The sequence below is a fragment of the Pseudomonas sp. 8209 genome (genome assembly GCF_028682105.1).
Classification (GTDB): domain Bacteria; phylum Pseudomonadota; class Gammaproteobacteria; order Pseudomonadales; family Pseudomonadaceae; genus Aquipseudomonas; species Aquipseudomonas palmensis.
Map to the genome: position 1 here is coordinate 617,436 of NZ_JANIAH010000001.1, position 19,844 is coordinate 637,279.

At 66.6% G+C, this 19,844-nt stretch carries 21 protein-coding genes; 9 read left to right on the top strand and 12 right to left on the bottom strand.

All coding sequences use genetic code 11. The features are described 5' to 3' along the window. Positions 1 to 45: 45 nt before the first annotated feature. Entirely contained in the window at positions 46 to 1,164 is a 1,119-nt protein-coding gene (locus NP552_RS02745) for an aryl-sulfate sulfotransferase (protein ID WP_043860506.1), read from the bottom strand. A gap of 66 nt (positions 1,165 to 1,230) precedes the next feature. After that, positions 1,231 to 2,220, bottom strand: a complete 990-nt coding sequence (locus tag NP552_RS02750; protein ID WP_274096391.1) for an ABC transporter substrate-binding protein — start codon at positions 2,218 to 2,220, stop codon at positions 1,231 to 1,233. Between the two features lie 46 nt (positions 2,221 to 2,266). Between NP552_RS02750 and NP552_RS02755 the strand changes: the two genes are divergently transcribed. Together NP552_RS02755 and NP552_RS02760 are read left to right on the top strand one after the other, a co-directional pair. After that, positions 2,267 to 3,394, top strand: coding sequence for a GlxA family transcriptional regulator (locus tag NP552_RS02755; RefSeq protein ID WP_236171670.1), 1,128 nt, complete (start codon positions 2,267 to 2,269; stop codon positions 3,392 to 3,394). A gap of 27 nt (positions 3,395 to 3,421) precedes the next feature. Beyond that, positions 3,422 to 3,898: a hypothetical protein gene (locus NP552_RS02760; protein WP_253087003.1), complete on the top strand. Its 477-nt coding sequence runs from the start codon at positions 3,422 to 3,424 to the stop codon at positions 3,896 to 3,898. A gap of 161 nt (positions 3,899 to 4,059) precedes the next feature. On the opposite strand, the gene NP552_RS02765 is transcribed toward NP552_RS02760, so the two are convergent. Both NP552_RS02765 and NP552_RS02770 read right to left on the bottom strand, forming a co-directional pair. Beyond that, positions 4,060 to 4,539, bottom strand: coding sequence for an HIT family protein (locus NP552_RS02765; protein WP_123752519.1), 480 nt, complete (start codon positions 4,537 to 4,539; stop codon positions 4,060 to 4,062). After that, positions 4,536 to 5,006: a hypothetical protein gene (locus NP552_RS02770; RefSeq protein ID WP_054915351.1), complete on the bottom strand. Its 471-nt coding sequence runs from the start codon at positions 5,004 to 5,006 to the stop codon at positions 4,536 to 4,538. The genes NP552_RS02765 and NP552_RS02770 overlap by 4 nt, the downstream gene beginning before the upstream one ends. A gap of 113 nt (positions 5,007 to 5,119) precedes the next feature. On the opposite strand from NP552_RS02770, the gene NP552_RS02775 reads away from it, so the two are divergent. Further along, positions 5,120 to 5,422, top strand: a complete 303-nt coding sequence (locus NP552_RS02775; RefSeq protein WP_274096392.1) for a DUF7693 family protein — start codon at positions 5,120 to 5,122, stop codon at positions 5,420 to 5,422. Here the strand turns inward: NP552_RS02775 and NP552_RS02780 are convergent. From NP552_RS02780 to NP552_RS02800, 5 genes are all read right to left on the bottom strand, one after another. Continuing rightward, the gene (locus NP552_RS02780) at positions 5,419 to 5,748 is read right to left on the bottom strand and encodes a hypothetical protein (RefSeq protein ID WP_043860501.1); all 330 of its coding nucleotides are present in this window, start codon (positions 5,746 to 5,748) and stop codon (positions 5,419 to 5,421) included. The genes NP552_RS02775 and NP552_RS02780 overlap by 4 nt on opposite strands. A gap of 72 nt (positions 5,749 to 5,820) precedes the next feature. After that, positions 5,821 to 6,546, bottom strand: a complete 726-nt coding sequence (locus NP552_RS02785) for a DUF72 domain-containing protein (protein ID WP_274096393.1) — start codon at positions 6,544 to 6,546, stop codon at positions 5,821 to 5,823. After that, entirely contained in the window at positions 6,543 to 7,331 is a 789-nt protein-coding gene (gene xth, locus NP552_RS02790; RefSeq protein WP_043860499.1) for an exodeoxyribonuclease III, read from the bottom strand. Before xth ends, NP552_RS02785 begins: the two co-directional genes overlap by 4 nt. Before the next feature lie 17 nt (positions 7,332 to 7,348). Further along, the gene (locus tag NP552_RS02795) at positions 7,349 to 7,591 is read right to left on the bottom strand and encodes a hypothetical protein (protein WP_054915353.1); all 243 of its coding nucleotides are present in this window, start codon (positions 7,589 to 7,591) and stop codon (positions 7,349 to 7,351) included. 75 nt (positions 7,592 to 7,666) lie between these two features. Continuing rightward, on the bottom strand, positions 7,667 to 8,800 hold the full coding sequence (locus tag NP552_RS02800) for a GGDEF domain-containing protein (protein ID WP_043860497.1): 1,134 nt from the start codon (positions 8,798 to 8,800) through the stop codon (positions 7,667 to 7,669). A 171-nt stretch (positions 8,801 to 8,971) separates the two neighbouring features. Between NP552_RS02800 and NP552_RS02805 the strand changes: the two genes are divergently transcribed. From NP552_RS02805 to NP552_RS02815, 3 genes are all read left to right on the top strand, one after another. Then, on the top strand, positions 8,972 to 9,700 hold the full coding sequence (locus NP552_RS02805) for an AraC family transcriptional regulator (protein ID WP_196932393.1): 729 nt from the start codon (positions 8,972 to 8,974) through the stop codon (positions 9,698 to 9,700). Positions 9,701 to 9,777: 77 nt separating this feature from the next. After that, on the top strand, positions 9,778 to 10,737 hold the full coding sequence (locus NP552_RS02810; protein ID WP_274096394.1) for a DMT family transporter: 960 nt from the start codon (positions 9,778 to 9,780) through the stop codon (positions 10,735 to 10,737). Positions 10,738 to 10,753: 16 nt separating this feature from the next. Then, complete coding sequence (locus NP552_RS02815) at positions 10,754 to 11,221, top strand: GNAT family N-acetyltransferase (RefSeq protein ID WP_274096395.1); 468 nt, start codon at positions 10,754 to 10,756, stop codon at positions 11,219 to 11,221. A gap of 85 nt (positions 11,222 to 11,306) precedes the next feature. Here the strand turns inward: NP552_RS02815 and NP552_RS02820 are convergent, their stop codons facing one another. The 3 genes from NP552_RS02820 to NP552_RS02830 all read right to left on the bottom strand — a co-directional run bounded on the left by NP552_RS02820 (position 11,307) and on the right by NP552_RS02830 (position 14,013). Continuing rightward, positions 11,307 to 12,158, bottom strand: a complete 852-nt coding sequence (locus NP552_RS02820; protein ID WP_043860494.1) for a CAP domain-containing protein — start codon at positions 12,156 to 12,158, stop codon at positions 11,307 to 11,309. A gap of 177 nt (positions 12,159 to 12,335) precedes the next feature. Further along, positions 12,336 to 13,055, bottom strand: a complete 720-nt coding sequence (locus tag NP552_RS02825) for a GNAT family N-acetyltransferase (RefSeq protein ID WP_043860493.1) — start codon at positions 13,053 to 13,055, stop codon at positions 12,336 to 12,338. Between the two features lie 73 nt (positions 13,056 to 13,128). Further along, positions 13,129 to 14,013: a LysR family transcriptional regulator gene (locus tag NP552_RS02830; protein WP_100633951.1), complete on the bottom strand. Its 885-nt coding sequence runs from the start codon at positions 14,011 to 14,013 to the stop codon at positions 13,129 to 13,131. A gap of 111 nt (positions 14,014 to 14,124) precedes the next feature. On the opposite strand from NP552_RS02830, the gene argC reads away from it, so the two are divergent. The 3 genes from argC to NP552_RS02845 all read left to right on the top strand — a co-directional run bounded on the left by argC (position 14,125) and on the right by NP552_RS02845 (position 19,815). Next, a complete protein-coding gene (gene argC, locus NP552_RS02835) occupies positions 14,125 to 15,048 on the top strand; it encodes an N-acetyl-gamma-glutamyl-phosphate reductase (protein WP_274096396.1) in 924 nt (307 codons plus the stop codon). Between the two features lie 631 nt (positions 15,049 to 15,679). Continuing rightward, positions 15,680 to 17,455 carry a DUF262 domain-containing protein gene (locus NP552_RS02840; protein WP_274096397.1) on the top strand — a complete coding sequence of 592 codons (1,776 nt, stop codon included), beginning with the start codon at positions 15,680 to 15,682 and terminating at the stop codon, positions 17,453 to 17,455. Then, positions 17,452 to 19,815 carry a DUF262 domain-containing protein gene (locus NP552_RS02845; protein ID WP_274096398.1) on the top strand — a complete coding sequence of 788 codons (2,364 nt, stop codon included), beginning with the start codon at positions 17,452 to 17,454 and terminating at the stop codon, positions 19,813 to 19,815. The genes NP552_RS02840 and NP552_RS02845 overlap by 4 nt, the downstream gene beginning before the upstream one ends. Positions 19,816 to 19,844 lie beyond the last annotated feature (29 nt).

Here is a 19,844-nt window from a genome sequence, read left to right on the forward strand (position 1 = left end):
CGCGTGGTGTGCGTGAGCGTGAGGGTGGGTGCTGGTGCGCTGTGTTCAGGCTTTCAGCCAGGGAATGTCGTCGCGCTGGTAACGGTGCGCGCGGAAGATCGCGTTGTTCTCGCCCGGCAGGTAGCGGCGCGAGGCCGCATCGGGGTAGGCGGCAAAATGCGGGTTGATGTACTCCCACACCACCTCGCCGGCCGGCGTCACTTCGAACAGGCGGCCGAAGTTGGCCTCGGTGATCAGCGTGTTGCCATTGTGCAGGCGCTGCGCACCGCCCATGAACGGGGTGAAGAAGGCGTAGCCGGGGGTATCGGCGTACTGCCATTCGATGCGCCGGGTCAGCGGGTCGATCTCCAGGATGCGCGAGTGCGGCATCGACACGTGGGGCCGCGAAATACCGTTGTCGAACACCAGGATGCGGCCGTTCTCCAGCTCGCTAGGGCAATGCTGCTGCGCCACCAGATCGTGGCCCAGACGCCACAGCACCTCGCCGCTGCCGCGTTGCACGGCGATCACCGACGACACGCTGCGCAGGCTGAGGATCACCTTGCCATCGCGACCCGGGGTCACCGCGTTGGTCATGGGCCAGTGGTAGCGCTCGAAGGTGTCGTGCAGCGGGTAGTCCTCGGGGCGCAGGTGCTCCCAGCTGCGCCACTCCCACACCACCTGGCCCTGGCGATCCACCTCCTTGACCACATCGGCATAGATCACCCCGCCCGCCGCCTCGCTGCCGGGAATACCGCCCACCACGCGGCTGGCCAGCTCGGGGCTCAGGGGCTCGACCGTGGTGTACAGCAGGTGGCCGTTGTCCAGCCACTGGGCATCGTGGTGGTGCAGCAGGTCGGTGTGCTGCCACACCACCTCGCCTTGCGCGGTGACTTCACTGAAGGCGCCGCCGTGCCACACCGACCAGCCGGGGAACAGCTCGGGGGAGTCGGGGTGGTTGCCGTTGTAGCCCAGGTTGCCGTTGGGCAGTATCACCGCGTCGCGACCGGGGCGCTGGGGCAGCTTCCAGCGGTGTACCACTTCGCCGTCCAGGTCGATCAGGAACACGTTGCCGTCGGCGGTCTGCGGTGCGAACAGGGTATAACCCCCGGCGCTGCGGGCGTGGTCCACGGCAACCAGGCCGGTCCTGTGGCGTTTGAGGGTCGGGGTGTGCAGGGCAGTCATGACGTTTCTCCGGGTGAGTGATGCCCTGCCGACGGCAGGTCGGCATGGCAGGTCGAGTTGAGGTGTTTAGTCAGGTTGTGGCAGCAAACTGTTGAAACGGCTATCGAATACCTGTTCAACCTGCAGCGGTTTTGGGATCAGGCGCTCGGCGGCGAAGGCATCGGCCAGGCGTTGCTGCAAGGCGATGATCGAAGGGTCGATGGGCACATAGCGCAGGTGCTGGTGCGCCAGCATCTCGCGCACCAGCTCAAGGGGCAGACGCGTGCTGCCTGCCAGCGCCTGGGCCCAGGCATCCGGGTGGGCGGTGGCCCAGGCCTGCGCCCTGGCCAGGCGCACCATCAGCTCGCCCAGCTGTCGAGCACGCTGCGGGTCGGCCAGGGCCTGGCCGCTGGCGACCGTGAAGTTAAGGCCGGTCTCGGGCCAGGCCGAGCCGTCCACCAGCACCCGGGCGCCGTGGGCGGTGGCCTGCCCGACAAAGGGGTACCACACCGCCCAGGCGTCCAGATGGTCACTGGCAAAGGCGTTTTGCGCATCGATGGGGCTGGCGTAGGCGATCTTCACCTCGCGAGGGCTCAGCCCGGCCTGGCGCAGCGCGGCCAGCAGCAGGTAGTGGCCGCTGGAGCCCTTGGCCACCGCCACGCGCCGGCCCTTGAGGTCGGCCACCTGTTGCACCGTCGAGCCTTGTGGCAGCAGCAGCGCATTGTTGTTCTGGGCGCCGTCGGCCACGCCGATGATACGGATGTCGAAACCGCCGGCCTGGGCAAACACCGGCGGCGCATTGCCCACCACCCCCACATCCACCGCCCCGGCACTCAGCGCCTCGAGCAAGGCCGGGCCGGCCGGGAACGGGTGCCAGCTCAGGGGCAAGGTAGGAGTCTGGGCCTCCCCGGCGGCCTGCAGCAGGGTTTGTACCAGCCCGCTCTGGTCGCCGACCCGCAGCGCGGCAGGTGCGGCGCTGACGGCCTGGGCCAGCACCATGCCGGCGCACAGCGCCACGGCGCGCAAGGTGGTGCAGCGGGCGTGCAGGTGCTTGGCAGCAGCAGCGAATAACGGCATTGTCGTCCCCTTGTTTCGTGTTGAACCCAGTATGTCGAGGCCCCCCGTGCAACTCCATGCCAAACACCCCTCCTTTGCTGCCACGCCACCCGCGCCCCGCGCGGTGGTGGTGCTGGGTTTCGACGATGCGTTGCTGCTCAATGCGGCCGGCCCGCTGGAGGTGTTCGGCGCCGTGCCGCGCCTGCTGGCCGGCGCGTTCGCACAGCACCCGCCCTATCGCCTGGTACTGGCCTCGCCCGAGGGCGGCCTGATCAGCACGGTGTCGGGCATCGAGGTGATGACCCGTTCACTGGCGCAGCTGGACCTGGAGCTGCGCGACATCGACACCCTGATCGTGGCCGGCGGCCCTGGGGTGGCCGCACTGGAAGCAGACCCGCGCGCGTGCGACTGGCTGCGCCGGCGCCATGGGCAGATTCGCCGGCTGTGCTCGGTGGGCACCGGCACCTTCGCGCTGGCGGCTGCGGGCCTGCTCGATGGCCGTCGGGTGGTGACCCACTGGAAGTTCAATGACGAGTTGCAGGCGCGCTACCCCAGCGTGCAGTGCCAGCCCGACGCGCTGTACCTGAACGACGCCAACCTGTGGACCTGCGGCGGCGCCACGGCGGGCATCGACCTGGCGCTGGCACTGGTGGAGCAGGACCTGGGCCCCCACGCGGCCCTGGCGCTGGCACGCTACTTCACGGTGTTTCTGTGGCGCTCGGCCGGGCAACCGCAGCTCAGTGCCTCGTTGCAGGCACAGTCCAACGCGCTGCGCACCGCACCGGATGTGCGCCTGGCCCGGCTGCATGCCTGGATCGCCGCCAACCTGGATGGCGACCTGCGGGTGGAGCGCCTGGCCGAGCAGTTCGGCATGAGCCCGCGGCATTTTGCCCGGGCCTATGTGGCGGCCACGGGTGACACGCCGGCCCAGGCGGTGGAAACATTGCGCCTTGAAGCGGCGTGCCGCCTGCTGGAGACCACCCGCGAGCCGATCAAGCGCATTGCCGAAACCGTCGGCTTCGGCCGCGAAGAACGCATGCGCCGGGTGTTTCAGAAAGAGCTGGGCACCAGCCCGCTGGGTTATCGTACCCAGGCCAGGGCCCCGCAACCGGGCGTGCCCGTGCCGGTGGCCGGCCAGACCGGCTACCGCCATGTGGAGCGGCCGGGCATCGCGCTGGAGCATCTGGCGCAGTAGATTCGGATTGTCGAGAACGGAGTGATCATGAAAGTTCTGTATACCCTGCTTGCCCTGCTGGCGTTGAGCGGACTGGGTGGCACCGCCTATGCCAAGGCACCGGCCGCAGAGGCGGCGCGCGAGTTCGTGGTCAAGAGCCAGGCCGGGGCCAACCTGGGGCCGATTGCGCTGTCGGCGGCCATGCGCACCAACACCTACGGCCTGCTGACTGCGCAGGTCGGCAGCCAGCAAGCGGAAAAGAGCGTGACGGCAGCCATCAAGGGGCTGCTGCCCAAGTACCAGCCGCAGTGGGACCAGCACCTGGTCGAGGCCTACAGCCAGTCGTTTTCGGCGAAGGAGCTGGCGTCACTGGCCAGCGAAGGTCGCGAATCCAAGTATGCCGACAAGGTGATGACCAAGCAGCCAGACATCGGCAAGGCCATGCAGGCCAGTGCCAGGCCGGTGCTGATCGAGCTGGTGACCGAGGCGTTGAAGGTGGCGGTGGCGGCGCATCCGGTGAAGTGAGGGGCGTAGTTGCCTGCTGGTGCTGCGCACCCGATCGCGGGTCAAGCCCGCTCCCACAGGTTTGCGCTGCTTCTGTGGGAGCGGGCTTGGCCCGCGATCGAGCGCAAAGCGCTCGCATGGCTCAAATCACACGGGTAGTGCCCCTTCCAACCATAGGCCCCTCATCGCAACGCCTCACGCACACATTCAATGGCTTCACCTACCGAGCGCCCCTGCACCGCTGGCGGGTCTTCGCGCTCACCGAACTCGCGCCACACGAACAGGGTCAGCTCCGCGCCATCGGTGAGCGACTGGCAGCCGGCCCCGGCATAGGTCTGCAGCAGCCGATAGCGCTCATCCTTCCAGAACAGCGCCTCCACCCAGTCGTACACCGGGATGAAGTGAAAGTGAATCGGGTACCCCGGCATATGCCCGTACCGGCTGATATACAGCCACTTGGGCTGCAACTGGCGCTCCATCACCGCCTGCGTCCTGGCCATCAGCCCGCCCATCTCAGCCAGCGCCGCGTCGGGCAGTTGCGCCAGTGAATCGACCGACTGGCGCGACCCCAACATCAGATAACCCGGCAACGCCGAAGACAGATGGTGGTTGAGTACCCAGTGCGCGGTTTCGTGAACGATGAACTCAGCGGGGATCTTCAACGCGCCTTCACCTCGGCCAGCGCCTCGCGCAGTGCCTGTGCATCGGCCAATTCCTGCTTGGCCGTCACGCGCCCGTGCTCCAGTTGCAGCAACAGCACCGTGCCCTCGGCGCCCGGGTAACGCGAGGCCACCCGCCCCTCGCGGTCCAGCAGCACGCGGTAGCTGTAGTCGCGCATGGCCGGGATGGCGAACAGCTTGGCGATCAGCGCCGGCATGCGCTGCACGTCGGCGACAAACACACCCTTGCGCGCCTCCAGGTAGCCCTTGGGCTGCCCCTCCAGCACCGCCTTGACCAGCTTGCCACCCTCCATGCTGCGCGCCACCAGCACCAGGGCAGTGTCGTCGTTGAGGGTATACGGCTGCTCGAACTGGTCGAGCAGGGTCCACGGGGCCACGCGCTCGCCCACCTCAAGCGCCTGGGCAACGATGGGCATCAGGCCCAGCAACAGCACGATCAGCACTCTCACACCACACCTCGTTCATTGGGCTTCGACAAGCCGGCGACTATAGCGCGACTCAGGCAGGCGAAGACATCGCCCGCGCCACCGCATAAAGTGACGCTTTTTTCCGGGAGGTATGGATGAACGCGCCCACTGACCACCCCCTCACCGCCCGCGAGGTGTGCCAGCAGCTACGTGACGCCGCCCTGGGGCTGGCCAGCGTGCAGTACCTGCAGGCGCAACCGGCCAGTGGCGTGATGCAGGTGCAGATCGACGGCTGGCAGTTGAGCCTGGATGTCGAACACGGCCACCTGCACCACTGCCAGCGCTGCCAGAGCCCGGATGGCCGGGTGTACGAGCCTGGCCTGCGCTACGGCACCGACCCGGTCTACCTGCTCAGCACCTGGGAACTGGCCCGGATCGAGCGCCTGCTCGGCGCCTAGCGCTGCGCCATCGCATGGCGCGCGCACTGTTCGTAGTAGGTCTGCTTGATGGCTGGCGGCTTGAGCCGCGAGCGGCTGTTGTAGGTCTGTTCGGTAATGCCCATGGCCGTCATGCGCATCCACGGCTTGGGGAACTTGCGCGATTGCAGACGCTTGCGCGCGGCATACAGCGTGACCCCGGACAGCTTGGACTGCTGCGCACCGGCGGCAATCTCCGAACCCCAGCTGCACACGAAGCGATCATTCTTGTTCAGCGCCTTGGCGTGCGTCGCCAGCGAGAAGGTGGCCAGTGCGCACACGGCCACGGTCATCACGAAACCTCGCATGAAGTCATCCTAACCCGTTGAAAGGCGGCGAGTTTGCCAAGGATGAAAAGGCGCCGGGGCCAGCAAATTGCCTTATGTGTCCTCCAGCAGTTGCAGCAGGCCCAGTGCATCGCCTACCGCAGCGCCGCTGGCGGTGTTGTCGAAGATGCACCAGCACTCCACGCCGGTCTGCAGGGCTTGGCGTATGTCCTGGGCCAGCAGTGCCAGGCGTTCGTGCCCATAGGCGCTGTGATAGAGGCGTGGCGAGCCGTGCAGGCGCCAATAGCGCAAACCGGCCCAGCCACCTGGCTGCACGGCACCGATGGGGCTGGGGTCGGCCCCCACCTGGGCAATGCGCCAGCGGTCGAGCAGCGCCCCGGCGTCGGCCCAGGAGGCATGGCGCGGCTCGAACGCCACGGCGCCGGCGTAGCGCTCACGCAGTGCACCGAAGAACGCCTGCGCCACCTGCGGCTCGCAGGCCAGCGATGGCGGGGTCTGCACCAGCAGGCATCCCAGGCGCTCGCCCAGCTGCGTGCACTGCTGCACAAACGCATCCAGCAACCCGGCGCAGTCATGCAGGCGTTGCACATGGGTGATCTGCTTGGGCACCTTGACCGAGAATGCGAAGCCTGGCGGTACCGCCTGAGCCCAGCGCGCATAGGTGGCGGGCTGGTGCGGGCGGTAGAACGAGCTGTTGATTTCCACGGCCGGCAGGCGCGACGCATAACGCTGCAGGTGCGTGCCCTGCTCGGCGAACGCCGGCCAGTACGCGCGCGGCAGACTCCAGCCGGCACAGCCGATGCGTAACAAGGGGCTCATCGAGCGGCCTTGAGTTCGATCCAGGTGGGTGCATGGTCGCTGGCATGCGCTTCGTTGCGCACCCAGGCGTCGACCCCGGCGTTTTTCAGGCGCCTGGCCAGCGGCGGGTTGAGCAGCAGGTGGTCGATGCGCAGCCCCGAGTTCTTCTGCCAGTGCTGGCGAAAATAGTCCCAGAAGGTGTACACCCGCTCGTCCGGGTACAGGTGGCGGATCGCGTCCGTCCAGCCCTGGGCCAGCAGGCGCTGGTAGCATTCGCGGCTTTCGGGCTGCAGCAGCGCGTCCTTGAGCCAGGAGCGCGGGTTGTAGATATCCAGGTCGGTGGGCACCACATTGAAGTCGCCGGCCAGCAGCACCGGGTGCTCGCTGTTCACCAGGCCCTGGGCGTGGGCGATCAGGCGTTCGAACCAGGCCAGCTTGTAGTCGAACTTGGGCCCCGGTTGCGGGTTGCCATTGGGCAGGTACAGGCAGCCGACCTGAATGCCCAGCACCGCCGCTTCGAGATACCGGCTTTGCGTATCGTCCTCGCTTCCCGGCAAGCCGCGGCGCACCTCCAGCGGTTGCGCGTCACGGGCCAGAATCGCCACGCCGTTCCACGACGCCTGGCCATGGTGCAGGCAGCCATAGCCGAGGGCTTCGAAGTCAGCCACAGGGAACGCGCTGTCTACCGCCTTGAGCTCCTGCAGGCAGGCGATGTCGGGCTGTTCCCGCTCCAGCCAGGCCAGCAGGTTGGGCAGCCGCGCCCGCAGGCCGTTGATGTTGAATGTGGCGATCTTCAGCGTTTTCATCCGCACCTCCCTGGCGATCAGGTATCCGGGTCGTCGACCTTGGCCTCCACGGCCGCTTCGATGGCGTGCGTGTTCGCCTCGTCGGCCATGGCCTTGAGCGCCAGCCAGTCGTCCCATTCGATGGCACCGTCGTCCAGCAGTGCCTGGGCCAGGCTGACCAGGGCCTGGTGGTAGGCATCCGGCGATTCCAGCCGGTAACTCTGATCGTCCAGCACGGCATACCAGGCTTTGAGTTCAGGCGTATTGCGGTCAACCGACATGGCATTGTCCTCTGGGTCACTCAGCTCTAGTGAGTGCAGGGCGTGGCCGAACGTTCAGTTGCAGTGCACAGGCGGTCAGTCGGCCGCCACCACCTGATTGCGCCCCTGGGCCTTGGCACGGTACATCGCCTGGTCGGCGCTGTTGAGCAGGGTGTGCAGGTCGCTGTGCGCCGCACTGGCCACCGCCACGCCGAAGCTGGCCGTCATGCCCTGGCGACCATCGCTGTGGTGCACGAACTGCAATTGGGCGATGGCTTGCGCCAACTGTTCGGCGATGCCCAGCGCCGTGTCCATCGGGGTGTCGGCCAGCAGCACCGCGAACTCCTCGCCGCCCAGCCGACCGTACACGTCGGTGTCGCGGAACGAGGCCTTGATCACCCCGCCGATCTGGCGCAGCACCTCGTCGCCGACCTGATGACCGTAGGTGTCGTTGATGCGCTTGAAGTGGTCGATGTCCAGCATCAGTGCGCACAGCGGGCGCTGCTCGCGCTGGCTGTGGGAGTACAACTGCTGGGCATGTTCGAAGAACGCCCGGCGGTTCTTCAGGCCGGTCAGCTCATCGGTTTGCGCCGCGCTGCTGGCGATGTGGTGCGCGCGTTCCATCTCGTGGGTCAGGCATAACGCCTTCTCCAGCGCCGCGCAGAGCTTGCCGGTGGCACGCAGCATGAACGAGGAAAACACCAGCACCGCCAGGGCCATGCCGGTCTGCAGCTGCGAAGGCTGAAACAGCAGCCACAGCGTGCAGGGCAGCAGCACCAGGCCGATGGCGGCCAGGGTCATCGAGCGGTAGGCGTAATAGCAGGATACCGCGCTGCCCGACATGCCCACGGCGAACAACAGCACGATCGCCTGGGCCAGCAGGCTGTCGTGCGGCATCACCGCCAGCGCCCCCAGGCCCCACACGCCGGCACTGAACACCAGGGTGACCCAGTATCTGCGTTCCCAGCGCGATGGGGTATGGCTGGTCTCGGGGCTGCGGTAGTAAGCGGTGAACAGCACGATGCGCGACAGGGTCGCCACGCTCAGCACGCCGATCCAGCTCAACGCGACGTTGTGTTCGATGTAGTCCCAGCACAGCCAGCACAGCATCACTGCGCCAAGAAAGCTGCCGTATACCGCGGTCAGCGACTGACGGAACAGCAACTGCAAACGGTCGGTACGGGCCAGTTGCGCCACAGTGGCATCAGGGTGCGAAAAGGGATGATCCATTGGCTATGCCCGCTATGGTGAAGCGCTGGTAAGCCGCATTGTGGCACTGTGCGATCATCTCGAACAGCCGGCTGTCGGCTGGGGCGCGCACGTGCGATTGAATGTTCAGAGGGTCGAGGATAGCCTGTGCGCACGGCGGCCATGCCGACGTCTGACGCCAGGAGTGCACCATTGGTCTTGAACCTCGATATTCGCAGCTATCAGGCTGAAAGCGCTCATCACCAGCATGACTTCACGCAACTGGTGCTGCCCATCTGCGGGCGCATGGAAATCGACGTGGATGGCCGTGGCGGCAGCATCGACAATGCCCTGGCGGCGCTGGTGCGACCCGGTTCGCAGCACGCGCAGCTGGCGCAGCCCGGCAGTCGCTTCCTGGTGCTCGACTGTGCCCCCGATGCACTGCACGGCCAGCCGTTCACGGCGCTGGCGCAACGCACCTACGTCGCCATCCCGCCCGCCACCCGGCGCCTGATCGAATATGCCGAGCTCATCGGCCGTGACCAGCTGGCGGCCACTGCAACGCACCTGGCGCCCTTGCTGCTGGCGTCGCTGGCCGCCCTGCCGGTGCAGCCGAACCCCGGCCTCAACCGCCTGATTGCCCAGGTACACGCCCAACCAGCCGCCGCCTGGAGCAACGAACGCATGGCCCATGTCGCGGGCATGAGCCTCAGCCAACTGCATCAGCGCTTTCGCGAGCTGCATGACTGCACCCCGCAGGGCTGGCTGACCCGCGTAAGGATCGAGCAGGCGCAGCGCTGGCTGGGCGACAGCCACCTGCCGATTGCCGAGATCGCCCTGCGCAGCGGCTTCAGCGACCAGGCCGCCCTTACCCGCGCCATGCAGCGGGTGGGCGGCATCACCCCCGCCGCCTACCGCAGGCGCCAGCAACAGCCTGGGTAAAAAAACCCGCAGTCGGCGCCAATACCACCACTGGCAAAACCCGCATGCTGGGCACCTTTCACGGCAGGGGTGGTGCGATGTTCGCTGATCGTTCGTTGGTAAAGGGGCTTGGCTACGGCGTGGCGGCCGGGGTGTGCTGGGGCGTGATCTTCCTGGGCCCCGAACTCACCCCAGGGTTGAGCGGGGTGCAGTTCGCGGTACTGCGGTTCCTGTGTTACGGGCTGTTTTCGCTGGTGCTGCTGATGCCGCGCCTGCACCGGGTATGCGCGCAGCTCACCCGTGCCGACTGGGTCTCGCTGTTCTGGCTGAGCCTGGTGGGCAACCTGGTGTACTACTCGCTGGTGGGCAGCGGCGTGCAACTGGTCGGCATCGCCACCACCTCGTTGATCGTCGGTCTGATCCCGGTGCTGGTGACCCTGGCGGGGCGCCATGACGCCAACGCGGTGCCTGTGCGGCGGCTGATCCCCTCGCTGACGCTGGCGATGGCCGGAGTGGCCCTGATCTGCCTCGATGCGTTGCACAGCGGCGCCGACACCCGCACCAGCAGCGGCCAGGTGATAGCCGGCCTGCTGTGCGCCGTGGGCGCGCTGGTGAGCTGGAGCTGGTACGCGGTGGCCAATGCCCGTCGGCTGGCCCTGGTCGGCGGCGTGTCCTCCCACGACTGGGCCTTGCTCACGGGCCTGATGACCGGCGCACAGGCGCTGGTGCTGGCGATTCCGGTGCTGGACCCTGAAGTGGCGGCCCATGGCGCGGCAACCTGGGTTCACTTCGTGCTGGTGGCCGCGGGCGTGGCGCTGCTATCGTCGGTGGTCGGCGGCGCCTTCTGGAACCAGGCCAGCCGGCTGCTGCCGCTGGCGCTCAGCGGCCAGGTGCTGGTGGTGGAAACCCTGGCGGCGCTGCTGTTCGGCTTTCTGTGGGAACAGCGGCTGCCCGGTGCGCTGGAGCTGGTTGCTATTGCGCTGCTGGTCGGTGGCGTGGTCTGGTGCCTGAACTGCCACCGCAGTGATACTGCCAGTGCCACCGCAACCTCCTCCTGAACCAATGGACTGTGAAATGCTCACCATCAGACCCGCTACCAGCGCCGATGCCCAAGTGGCCTACGACATACGTCGGGAGGCAGTCCGTCATCACTGCATCGGGGCCTACCCGGCAGAACAGATGCTGGCCTGGACGGCGGGCACGGCCGAGGATGGCTACGCCAGCCTTATGGCCAGTCACTTCTACATGGGGTGCATCGAAGGTGAGCCGGTGGCAACCGGCATGCTGGATGTGAATGCCCATGAAATCGGGGCGATCTTCGTGTTGCCGGGGTACATGCAGCAAGGCCTGGGCAAACAGATGCTGGCGTTTCTTGAAGCGCTGGCGCGCAACCTGGGGCTGGCGCAGGTGAACCTGGACGCCACGCTGAACGCAGCAGCCTTCTATCGACAGTGTGGTTATGTGGGCGAAGCGACAGCGCTCTATCACTCACCCCGGGGCATCGACCTGGCGTGTGTGCCCATGACCAAGGTACTGGTGTAGGTCGGCGCCGGCCTCTCGCGGGTCAAGCCCCCTCCCACAAGGATGGCGGTGTGCCTTGTGGGAGCGGGCTTGACCCGCGATGCTGTCACTTCGTCCCGAACATCGCCGTCCAGTAGATCCCCGCATCGCTCTTGGGGTCCACCGCATAAGCCGCGCCCAGCTCCTTGAACTGCGGGTTCATCAGGTTGGCGCAATGCCCGGCACTGGCCAGCCAGCCATCGACCACCTTGCGCACGTTGTCCTGCCCGGCGGCAATGTTTTCCCCGATCAGCTGATAGCTGTAGCCCTGCAACTCGGCGCGGTCGCCCGGCATGCGCCCGTCACGGTCGCGGTGGTCGAAGAAATTGCCGTTGGCCATGGCCCGCGTATGGCCCTGTGAGGCCTCTGCCAGGGTGGTATTCCAGGCCAGCGGCGCGCTGGCCGCATAGGCCTGGGCGCCGCACTGGCGCGGCTGGGCCCGCGCACTGTTGATCGCGTCGAGCAGCTTCTGCCCCTCCACCTGCGACTCCGCCAGCTTGGCACTGAGCAGTGGGCGCGCCAGCACGATGCGCCAGTCACGCCCTTCGCGGCTCACGCCCACATCGACGAACTGCGGGTCGAGCACCACCTTGCAGAAGCTCTCCTGGATCGCCTTCATCGCTGCCGCTGCATCGCGCGGCCCCGACAGGCTGATGGCCTGCACGCTGACCATCGGGTACGAGGCCTTCACCAGCGCCTGTTGCAAGTCACCGACACCGTTGGCCGGGAGCACCAGGCGCGGGTCGCTGGCCAGCGGCGGCAGCTCCAGCGACACCTGCTCGGCACAACGTTGCGACTGGCTGCGATAGCCATTGATCGACTCGACCAGTTGCGTCTCGTCGCTCGCCACCGCCAGCGTGGTGACAAGCATACCCAGCGCCAACGCGCCCAGACGCAGCCTGGATGATAAGTCGTGCATGTAACTCTCCCTTGAACAAACTGCGCCCATGATGCGGGATTTTGTGTTGCTTTCGTAGCACCACGGGATGCGACGCATTATCAATACCTGCCTGTGCGCCGCTATCGAGCTTGGATGCGCAGTGCCGGCCGGCGTTCCTTGCCCTGCGCACAAATCCACCGGTTGACGCCCCTACCCTCACACCAGCCGCAGGCTGGCAGCGGCTTGCGCGCCCGTGTCGCCAAGGCGCTGCTGCACGAATGCCCTGGCCTGGCGGGTGAGTTGATCCAGATGACGGTCGCGCTGCTTTTCGGCGTCCACCATGGCCCGCTTGCCGTGCTGCTTGAGCAGGTAGGCGTGAATCTGCTGGACCTCAAGGGTGCGGTAGATCGGCGCCACGTCGAGCACCGCCAGCAGCCCCTCGGTGGCGTGATCGCGGGTGTTCATCAATACCTGCGGCCCGCGTGCCCCCAGCACCTGAAAGCCCATCGCCTCGAAATACGCCACCTTGCCCACGGCGCAGGCCAGCTCCACGTGCGGGTAGCGCTCGCGCACCTGCCCCAGCAGGGCCCGGGCGATGCCCTGGCGCCGATGCCCGGCCAGTACCGCCATGTACGCCACCGCACAGGCCTGGGGGTCGTCCTGCACCGGCAGGTACAGCACGAACCCCAGCAGCCGCGAGGGGTCCTGCTCGTCGGTGGCCACCAGCAACTCCACCGGGATGCCGCGCGCGCCACTCAGGGCCTCCAGGTACAGGTGCACCTCATAGCCGATGCCGTACTGGTAGAGGCTGTACAGCGGGTTGCTCGGCGGCAGGGCCACGCTGCTGATGTCGGTCAGGTAGTCGACCACCATCTGCAGGATCTGGCCCTTGATCGGTTCGTCGGGGGGTGTTTGCAGCAGGGTGATGACAGGCATGCGGCGTCTGGCTCCGGAAACAGGGTGACCTTGCGGTCCTGGCGGGGATTCTACAGGTCTGCGCGGCCCCGCCCTACCCCGCGCTCAAGCCCCACAGCACATGCAACACATGGCCGGTGGCACGCTCCACCTCGCCGCTGCGGTGCGCGATGCCCAGCTGGCGCCACAGCAGCGGCTGCAACGGGCGCATCACGATGCGCGCATCGGCCAGCGGCGTGGAGCCCTCGTTGGGCAGCAGGGTGGCGCCGTAGCCGGCAGCCACCAGGCTCTTGATCGCATCGTTGTAGTTGAGCTGGATGCGCGGCGCCGGCTGCTGGCCGGCCGCGTTGAACCACTCCGAGGTCAGGCGTGACAGCCCGGTGCTGCTGTCGTTGAGAATCAGCGGCTGGGTCGCCAGCCACTCGGGCGTGACCTGCGCCGGGCAGTCCCAGCGTGCCGGCAGGTACGCCATGACCGGGTCGCGCCGCCAGGGCTCGATGCTCAGCCCCTTCACCGGGCTTTGCGGCAGGGCCACCAGGCCGATGTCCAGCGAGCCCTCGGCGAGCTTGTTGAGCGTTTCGCGCGAGGTCAGCACCGCCACCTGCACATCGATGCCGGGGTGTGCATGGCCCAGGGTTTCCAGCGCCTGGGGCATCAGTTGCGCAATCGCCCCGGTGGACGCCCCCAATCGCACGCGCCCGGCCAGGCCCAGCACCTGGCGCTGCACATCGTCCAGTGCCTGCTGCGCGTCGGCCAGCAGGCGGCGGGCGCGCTCCACCAGGGTTTCGCCGATGGCGGTGGGCTGCACGTTGCCACGGGTGCGCGAAAGCAGGGTGCCGCCCACCCGTGCTTCAAGCTCGGCGACATGCAGGCTGACCGTGGGCGGCGCCAGGTTGAGCACCCGCGCGGCTTCGGCGAACGACCCCAGGTCGGCAATCGCCACCAGGGTACGCAAACGGTCCAGGCTGATTTCACGCATGGGTGTTGCTCCTTCAGTAAAACTGAACCTGACATTTGCCAAATTCAACTTTTCCTATCTTAACCGCGCATCGAAGATAAGCCCTGACCTTTTTCACGTGCGAGCACACTCATGGCCACACCCGTTGTATTCATCGATGGCGACCAGGGCACCACCGGGTTGCAGATCCACCAGCGCCTGCAGGGCCGAACCGACCTGCAGTTGCTGACCCTGCCCGCCGAACACAGAAAGAGCCCGCAGCACCGCGCCGAGGCGATCAACGCCTGCGACATCGCCATGCTGTGCCTGCCCGACGATGCCGCGCGCGAAGCGGTGGCCAGCATCCGCAACCCGGCGGTGCGGGTGATCGACGCCAGTTCCGCGCACCGTACCCACCCGGAGTGGGTCTATGGTTTCGCCCAGATGAGCCCGCAGCAGGCCGAGCGCATTGCATCAGCCAAGCGGGTGAGCAACCCCGGGTGCTACCCGACCGGGGCCATCGGCCTGCTCAAGCCGTTGATCGATGCCGGCCTGTTGCCGCAGGACTACCCTGCCAGCCTGCATGCCGTGTCGGGCTACTCGGGCACCGGGCGCGCCGGTGTCGAGCTGTACGAGGGGCCGGATGCGGCCGGGGCGCCGGCATACCAGGCGTATGGGCTGGGGCTTGCGCACAAGCACGTGCCGGAGATCCAGCAGTACAGCGGGCTGGGCCAGCGGCCGATGTTCATGCCGGCCTATGGTGCGTTCCGCCAGGGCATCGTGCTGACCATCCCGGTGCAACTGCGGCTGCTGGCCCCGGGTGTTACCGGGGAGCGCTTGCATGTGTGCCTGGCCGAGCACTATGCGCAATTGCAGCACGTCGAGGTGCTTTCGTTGCAGCAGGCCAAGGCGCTGACGTACCTGGACCCGCAGGTGATGAACGGCACCGACGACCTGCGCCTGATGGTGTTCGAGAATGGCGAGCAGGTGCTGTTGGCGGCGGTGTTCGACAACCTGGGCAAGGGCGCGGCGGGGGCGGCGGTGCAGAATCTGGACCTGATGATGGGGGGTGAGTGAGGGGCACTTCCCTGGCGATTGGCGCGGTGGCCTCGCAGCAAAAGCCTGCATTGTGCATGTAGGCCCTGCGACCGCTTCGCGCTCGTTCGCCGGCAACGCCGGCTCCTACGCCCTGCGGGCAGACTCCGCTTCTCGCCGCCAGGCCGTAGGAGCGGGCCTTGCCCCGCGATCTGGTGCGCAACGCCAGTAAAACTGAACACGCGATCTGCCTGATACATCGTGCATTCAGGCGCTGCGACCGCTTCGCGCTCGATTCGCGGGTCAAGCCCGCTCCCACGCCCTGCGGGCAGATGCTGCCTCTGGCCGCCAGGCCGTGGGAGCGGGCCTTGCCCGCGATCTGGTGCGCAGCGCCAGTAAAACCTGCACACGCGGTTCGCCTGACACACCGCGCACTCAGGCGTTGCGACCGCTTCGCGCTCGCTCGCCGGCAACGCCGGCTCCTACGCCCTGCGGGCAGACTCCGCCTCTGGCCGCCAGGCCGTGGGAGCGGGCTTGACCCGCGATCTGGTGCGCAGCGCCAGCAAAACCTGCCCACGCGGTTTTTCTGCCCACTCCGTTGCCAACCTCGCCCCACCAAGGCACTCTGCCATCGCTCGGCTGTTGCGCACCCTCGGCAATAAGGACCATTGCAATGACCTCACCCGATTTTCGGCCCAAGCCCGTCCACCAGCTGATCAGGGAGGACAGGCAAAGCCCGGTCAATCGCTTCTGGATCCCCGCCTACCAGCGCGGCTACCGCTGGAAACCCGAGCAGGTGCAGCAACTGCTGGAAGACATCCTCGAGTTCGCCTACCGCAAGAACCCGCAGAACGACGACTTCTACTGCCTGCAGCCGCTGGTGCTCAAGGCCCGCGACAACGGCCAGTATGAAGTGGTCGACGGCCAGCAGCGCCTCACCACGCTGCTGCTGATTCTGCGTTTCTTCAACCAGCGGCTCACCGAAAGACACCGCGCACCGGTGTTCGAACTCAGCTACGAAACCCGCCCGCACCTGCCGGATTTTCTGGTCGAGCCCTCGGCCGAGCAGGCCCGCGGCAATGTCGATTTCTTCCACCTGTACCAGGCCATGCACAGCATCGAGCACTGGTTCGATCAGCACGACAACGAAGTCGACGACTTCAAGTCCACCCTGCTCAACCGCACCAAGGTCATCTGGTACGAGCTGGCCGCCAGCGAGAACCCGGTGGACGCCTTCACGCGCCTGAACATCGGCAAGATCCCCCTGACCGACGACGAGCTGATCCGTGCGCTGTTTCTCAAGCGCAACGCCGACGACGCCTCGGGCGAAACGCCCCAGCAACTGCGCATCGCCCACGAATGGGATCAACTCGAAAAGGCCCTGCAGAACGACGCGCTCTGGTACTTCCTGAACGAGCAGCCAAGCACCGGGCAGAACCGCATCGGCTTCCTGTTCCAGCTGGTAGCCCGGCTGGAAGGCGCAAGCGCGCCAGCCCGACAGCGCTACTCCGTGTTCCATCACTACAGTCGCCGGCTGGCTGCCCCCGACGCCTCGGCGCAACCGCTATGGCAGCAGGTCAAGAACACCTGCATGCTGCTGGAGGAATGGTTCGAGGACCGCCGGCTCTACCACATCATCGGTTTTCTGGTGCAGCAGGGTGTCGCCGTGGCCGAGCTGTTCGCACTGTCGCAAGGCCTGCCCAAGAGCCAGTTCGAACAGCGCCTGCGCCAGCGCGTGTTCATGCAACTGACCGGCTCGCCCCTGCCCCAGCCGGCTACCCGCGACGCCATTACCGATGCGCTCTCGCCATTCCTCGCCGGCCTGGACTACTCACAGCGGGACAGATCGGCCATTCGCGCGACCCTGCTGCTGTTCAACCTCGCCAGCCTGCTGCAGAACCCGCAATCGAACGTGCGCTTCCAGTTCGACAGCTTCAAGAAGGAGCGCTGGGACATCGAACATGTGCGCTCGGTCACCGCCCACCGCTTCAACGGCGCCGAGGAAAAACAGCAATGGCTGCAGCGCTGCCTGCCGCACCTGCCGGACAAGACCGAAACCCGGCCTCTGCGCGAGGCCCTGGAGGCATTCATTGGCGACCCCAAGGGTGCAGACGATGAAGCTTTCAACGCGCTCCACCAGGCAGTGCTGGAGGCGTTCGGCGAAAACCAGGAGGTCGACGACAGCATCGGCAACCTCACGCTGCTCGACCAGAAGACCAACCGCAGCTACAAGAACGCGATCTTCGCGGTCAAGCGCGAGCGCCTGCTGGCCCTGGACCAGGGCGGCGTGTTCGTGCCGCTGTGCACGCGCAACCTGTTCCTCAAATGCTACAGCCCTGACGTCAAGCACCTGCTGTTCTGGGGCGAACAGGACCGCAAGGGCTACGCGCTTGCGCTCTTGCACACCCTGATAGCCTTCTTCGCCGACCCGCAGGAGCAGCACGCATGAGCGCCAACAGCCAGATCATCTTCGGCCAGCTGTTCGAGCGCTACGCCGGCACCCGCATCCCGCTGATCCAGCGCGACTACGCCCAGGGCAGGGCCGATACCGAAGAGGTGCGCAGCGAGTTCCTCGGTGCCCTGGCCCGCGCCCTGGCACTGCCGCCCGACGACCCGAGCCTGCCGCTGAACCTGGACTTCGTCTACGGCACGCTGAACCCCCAGCGCCAGTTCGTCCCGCTCGACGGCCAGCAGCGCCTGACCACACTGTTTCTGCTGCACTGGTACCTGGCGCAACGCGACGGTGAGCTGGCAGCCTTCACCCAGCTGTTCTGCAACGCCAACGGCAGCGCCCGATTCGCCTACAGCGTCAGGCCCAGCAGCAGCGAGTTCTTCGACGCCCTCAGCCAGCATGCGCCCTCGCCCGCGCTGGGTGCCGACGACTCGCTGATCGAGCACCTCACCGACCAGCACTGGTACTTTCGCCACTGGCGCCTGGACCCCACCATCCAGTCATGCCTGACCATGCTGCAGGCCATCCACGAGCGCTTTCACAACGCCGCCACCGCCCGTTTTGCCCGCCTGATCGATGTGCAGCGGCCGGTGATCAGCTTCCAGATCCTCGACCTGGACGACTTCGGCCTGGCCGACGACCTGTACATCAAGATGAACGCCCGCGGCATGCCGCTGACCGCCTTCGAGACGTTCAAGGCGCGCTATGAACGGCACCTGCACACCCAGTTCGACGGTCACACCCGGCAGATGCACGGCAAGCCGGTCAGCACCGCGACCTTCTTCGCCTGGCGCATGGACACGCGTTGGGCGGATTTTTTCTGGAACTTCAGCAACGCCCGCAATGACGCCACGGCCCCCGCGACCATGCGCCTGTTCGACCAGGCGGTGATGAACCTGTTGCAGATGGTCGCCGCGGCCACCCGCGCGCCCGAGGCGCCGGGCTACGAAGCCGACCTGCTCAAGCTGCGCAACCGCCAGCAGCGCCTGAGCTACCAGGTATACGAGGACAACGGCTGGCTCGATGATGCGTTTTCCGAAACCCTGATGCTGCTGCTCGAAGCCTGGAGCGAGGGGCCCGGCAGTTTCGCCACCCAGTTGCCCACGGCGCACTACTTCGACGAGGTCGCCTTCTTCAACCACGCCATCAGCGACCAGCCACTGAACTACACCCGCCTGGTGCAGTTCTGCGGCTATGCGATGTTCCTGCGCCGCCATGGCAGCAGCCAACCGCAGGCATTTGGCGAGTGGATGCGACTGGTGGTCAACCTGTCGGTCAATGCCAGCTACGACGGGCCGGACGATGTAAAGCGCAGCGTCAGCGGGCTCGGCGAAATGCTGGAGCAGGCGCTGGACATCCTCGCGCACTTTGCCAGCGTCGACAGGCCCGTCAGCGGCTTTCGCGGTACCCAGGTGCGCGAGGAAATCACCAAGGCGAAACTGATCGTCGCCGACAGCCAATGGCGGCCGCTGCTCGAACACGCCGAGCAGCACGGCTACTTCCAGGGCCAGATCGATTTTCTGCTCGACCACAGCAGCGCCGCCTGGGCGCTGCAAAGCCACGCGCATGCCACCTGGCAGGAACACTTTGCCAGCAGCCTTGCGCTGGCCGAGCAGATGTTCGACGACCACGGCCTACGCGCAATCGACGACTTCCTCTGGGAGCGCGCGCTGTTGAGCGAGGGTGATTACCTGCTCAAACGCGGCTACAACCATTCGTTCCTTGGCGACGGTCTCACGGGCCCTGGCACCTGGAAACGCCTGCTGGCCAATGAAGACGGCATGCGCGTGACGCTATTCTGCCTCTGGAACCGACTGGACGAAACCCGCCCGCTGCCGGCCCAGTTGCAACGCATCATCGACCAGGCCCGGGTGCGGGAGCCGTGGCGCCAGGTGCTGATCCAGACCCCCTCGGCCCTCGGGTATTGCGCGTTGCGCCAACTGCGCTTCGAACGCGACCAGGTGTACCTGCTGGCCAGGGAACGCATGAGTGGCAGCCATGCCGAGCTGTTCAGCTTCGCCCTGCATCAACGGCTGCAAACCCCGCAGCGGCTGGCGCAACTGGCACCGCTGTCGGTCGAAGGCTACGTGCCGGTTTCCGGCAGTGCCGACGAACCCTACTTCTACCTGCTGCACAGGCACAGCCCGCAGGTGCACACCCATCTCTATGTCACCTCCACGCCGCATGGCTTCCTGCTGCAGATCGATGTCGATGAACTGCTCGGGCGCGACGCCCTGGCCCATGCCCTGCAGCAGGACTTCGACTTTGTCGTCGAGGCCGGCTACCTGCAGAGCCACTGCCCCCGCGACACGGTCGAACAGCGGCTGGTCGCGCTGGCCGGCGTGTTGGCAGCCTGAGGCACGCGGACTGCCCGCCGCCCTCCAAG

Excerpts from the sequence above, each read along its gene's own strand:
- NP552_RS02815 (WP_274096395.1), top strand. The coding sequence starts at position 10,754 with ATGCTCACCATCAGACCCGCTACCAGCGCCGATGCCCAAGTGGCCTAC.
- NP552_RS02775 (WP_274096392.1), top strand. The coding sequence starts at position 5,120 with ATGAACGCGCCCACTGACCACCCCCTCACCGCCCGCGAGGTGTGCCAG.
- NP552_RS02830 (WP_100633951.1), bottom strand. The coding sequence starts at position 14,013 with ATGCGTGAAATCAGCCTGGACCGTTTGCGTACCCTGGTGGCGATTGCC.
- NP552_RS02800 (WP_043860497.1), bottom strand. The coding sequence starts at position 8,800 with ATGGATCATCCCTTTTCGCACCCTGATGCCACTGTGGCGCAACTGGCC.
- NP552_RS02745 (WP_043860506.1), bottom strand. The coding sequence starts at position 1,164 with ATGACTGCCCTGCACACCCCGACCCTCAAACGCCACAGGACCGGCCTG.
- NP552_RS02810 (WP_274096394.1), top strand. The coding sequence starts at position 9,778 with ATGTTCGCTGATCGTTCGTTGGTAAAGGGGCTTGGCTACGGCGTGGCG.
- NP552_RS02825 (WP_043860493.1), bottom strand. The coding sequence starts at position 13,055 with ATGCCTGTCATCACCCTGCTGCAAACACCCCCCGACGAACCGATCAAG.
- NP552_RS02780 (WP_043860501.1), bottom strand. The coding sequence starts at position 5,748 with ATGCGAGGTTTCGTGATGACCGTGGCCGTGTGCGCACTGGCCACCTTC.
- NP552_RS02785 (WP_274096393.1), bottom strand. The coding sequence starts at position 6,546 with ATGAGCCCCTTGTTACGCATCGGCTGTGCCGGCTGGAGTCTGCCGCGC.
- NP552_RS02795 (WP_054915353.1), bottom strand. The coding sequence starts at position 7,591 with ATGTCGGTTGACCGCAATACGCCTGAACTCAAAGCCTGGTATGCCGTG.
- NP552_RS02750 (WP_274096391.1), bottom strand. The coding sequence starts at position 2,220 with ATGCCGTTATTCGCTGCTGCTGCCAAGCACCTGCACGCCCGCTGCACC.
- NP552_RS02820 (WP_043860494.1), bottom strand. The coding sequence starts at position 12,158 with ATGCACGACTTATCATCCAGGCTGCGTCTGGGCGCGTTGGCGCTGGGT.
- NP552_RS02840 (WP_274096397.1), top strand. The coding sequence starts at position 15,680 with ATGACCTCACCCGATTTTCGGCCCAAGCCCGTCCACCAGCTGATCAGG.
- xth (WP_043860499.1), bottom strand. The coding sequence starts at position 7,331 with ATGAAAACGCTGAAGATCGCCACATTCAACATCAACGGCCTGCGGGCG.
- NP552_RS02845 (WP_274096398.1), top strand. The coding sequence starts at position 17,452 with ATGAGCGCCAACAGCCAGATCATCTTCGGCCAGCTGTTCGAGCGCTAC.
- argC (WP_274096396.1), top strand. The coding sequence starts at position 14,125 with ATGGCCACACCCGTTGTATTCATCGATGGCGACCAGGGCACCACCGGG.
- NP552_RS02760 (WP_253087003.1), top strand. The coding sequence starts at position 3,422 with ATGAAAGTTCTGTATACCCTGCTTGCCCTGCTGGCGTTGAGCGGACTG.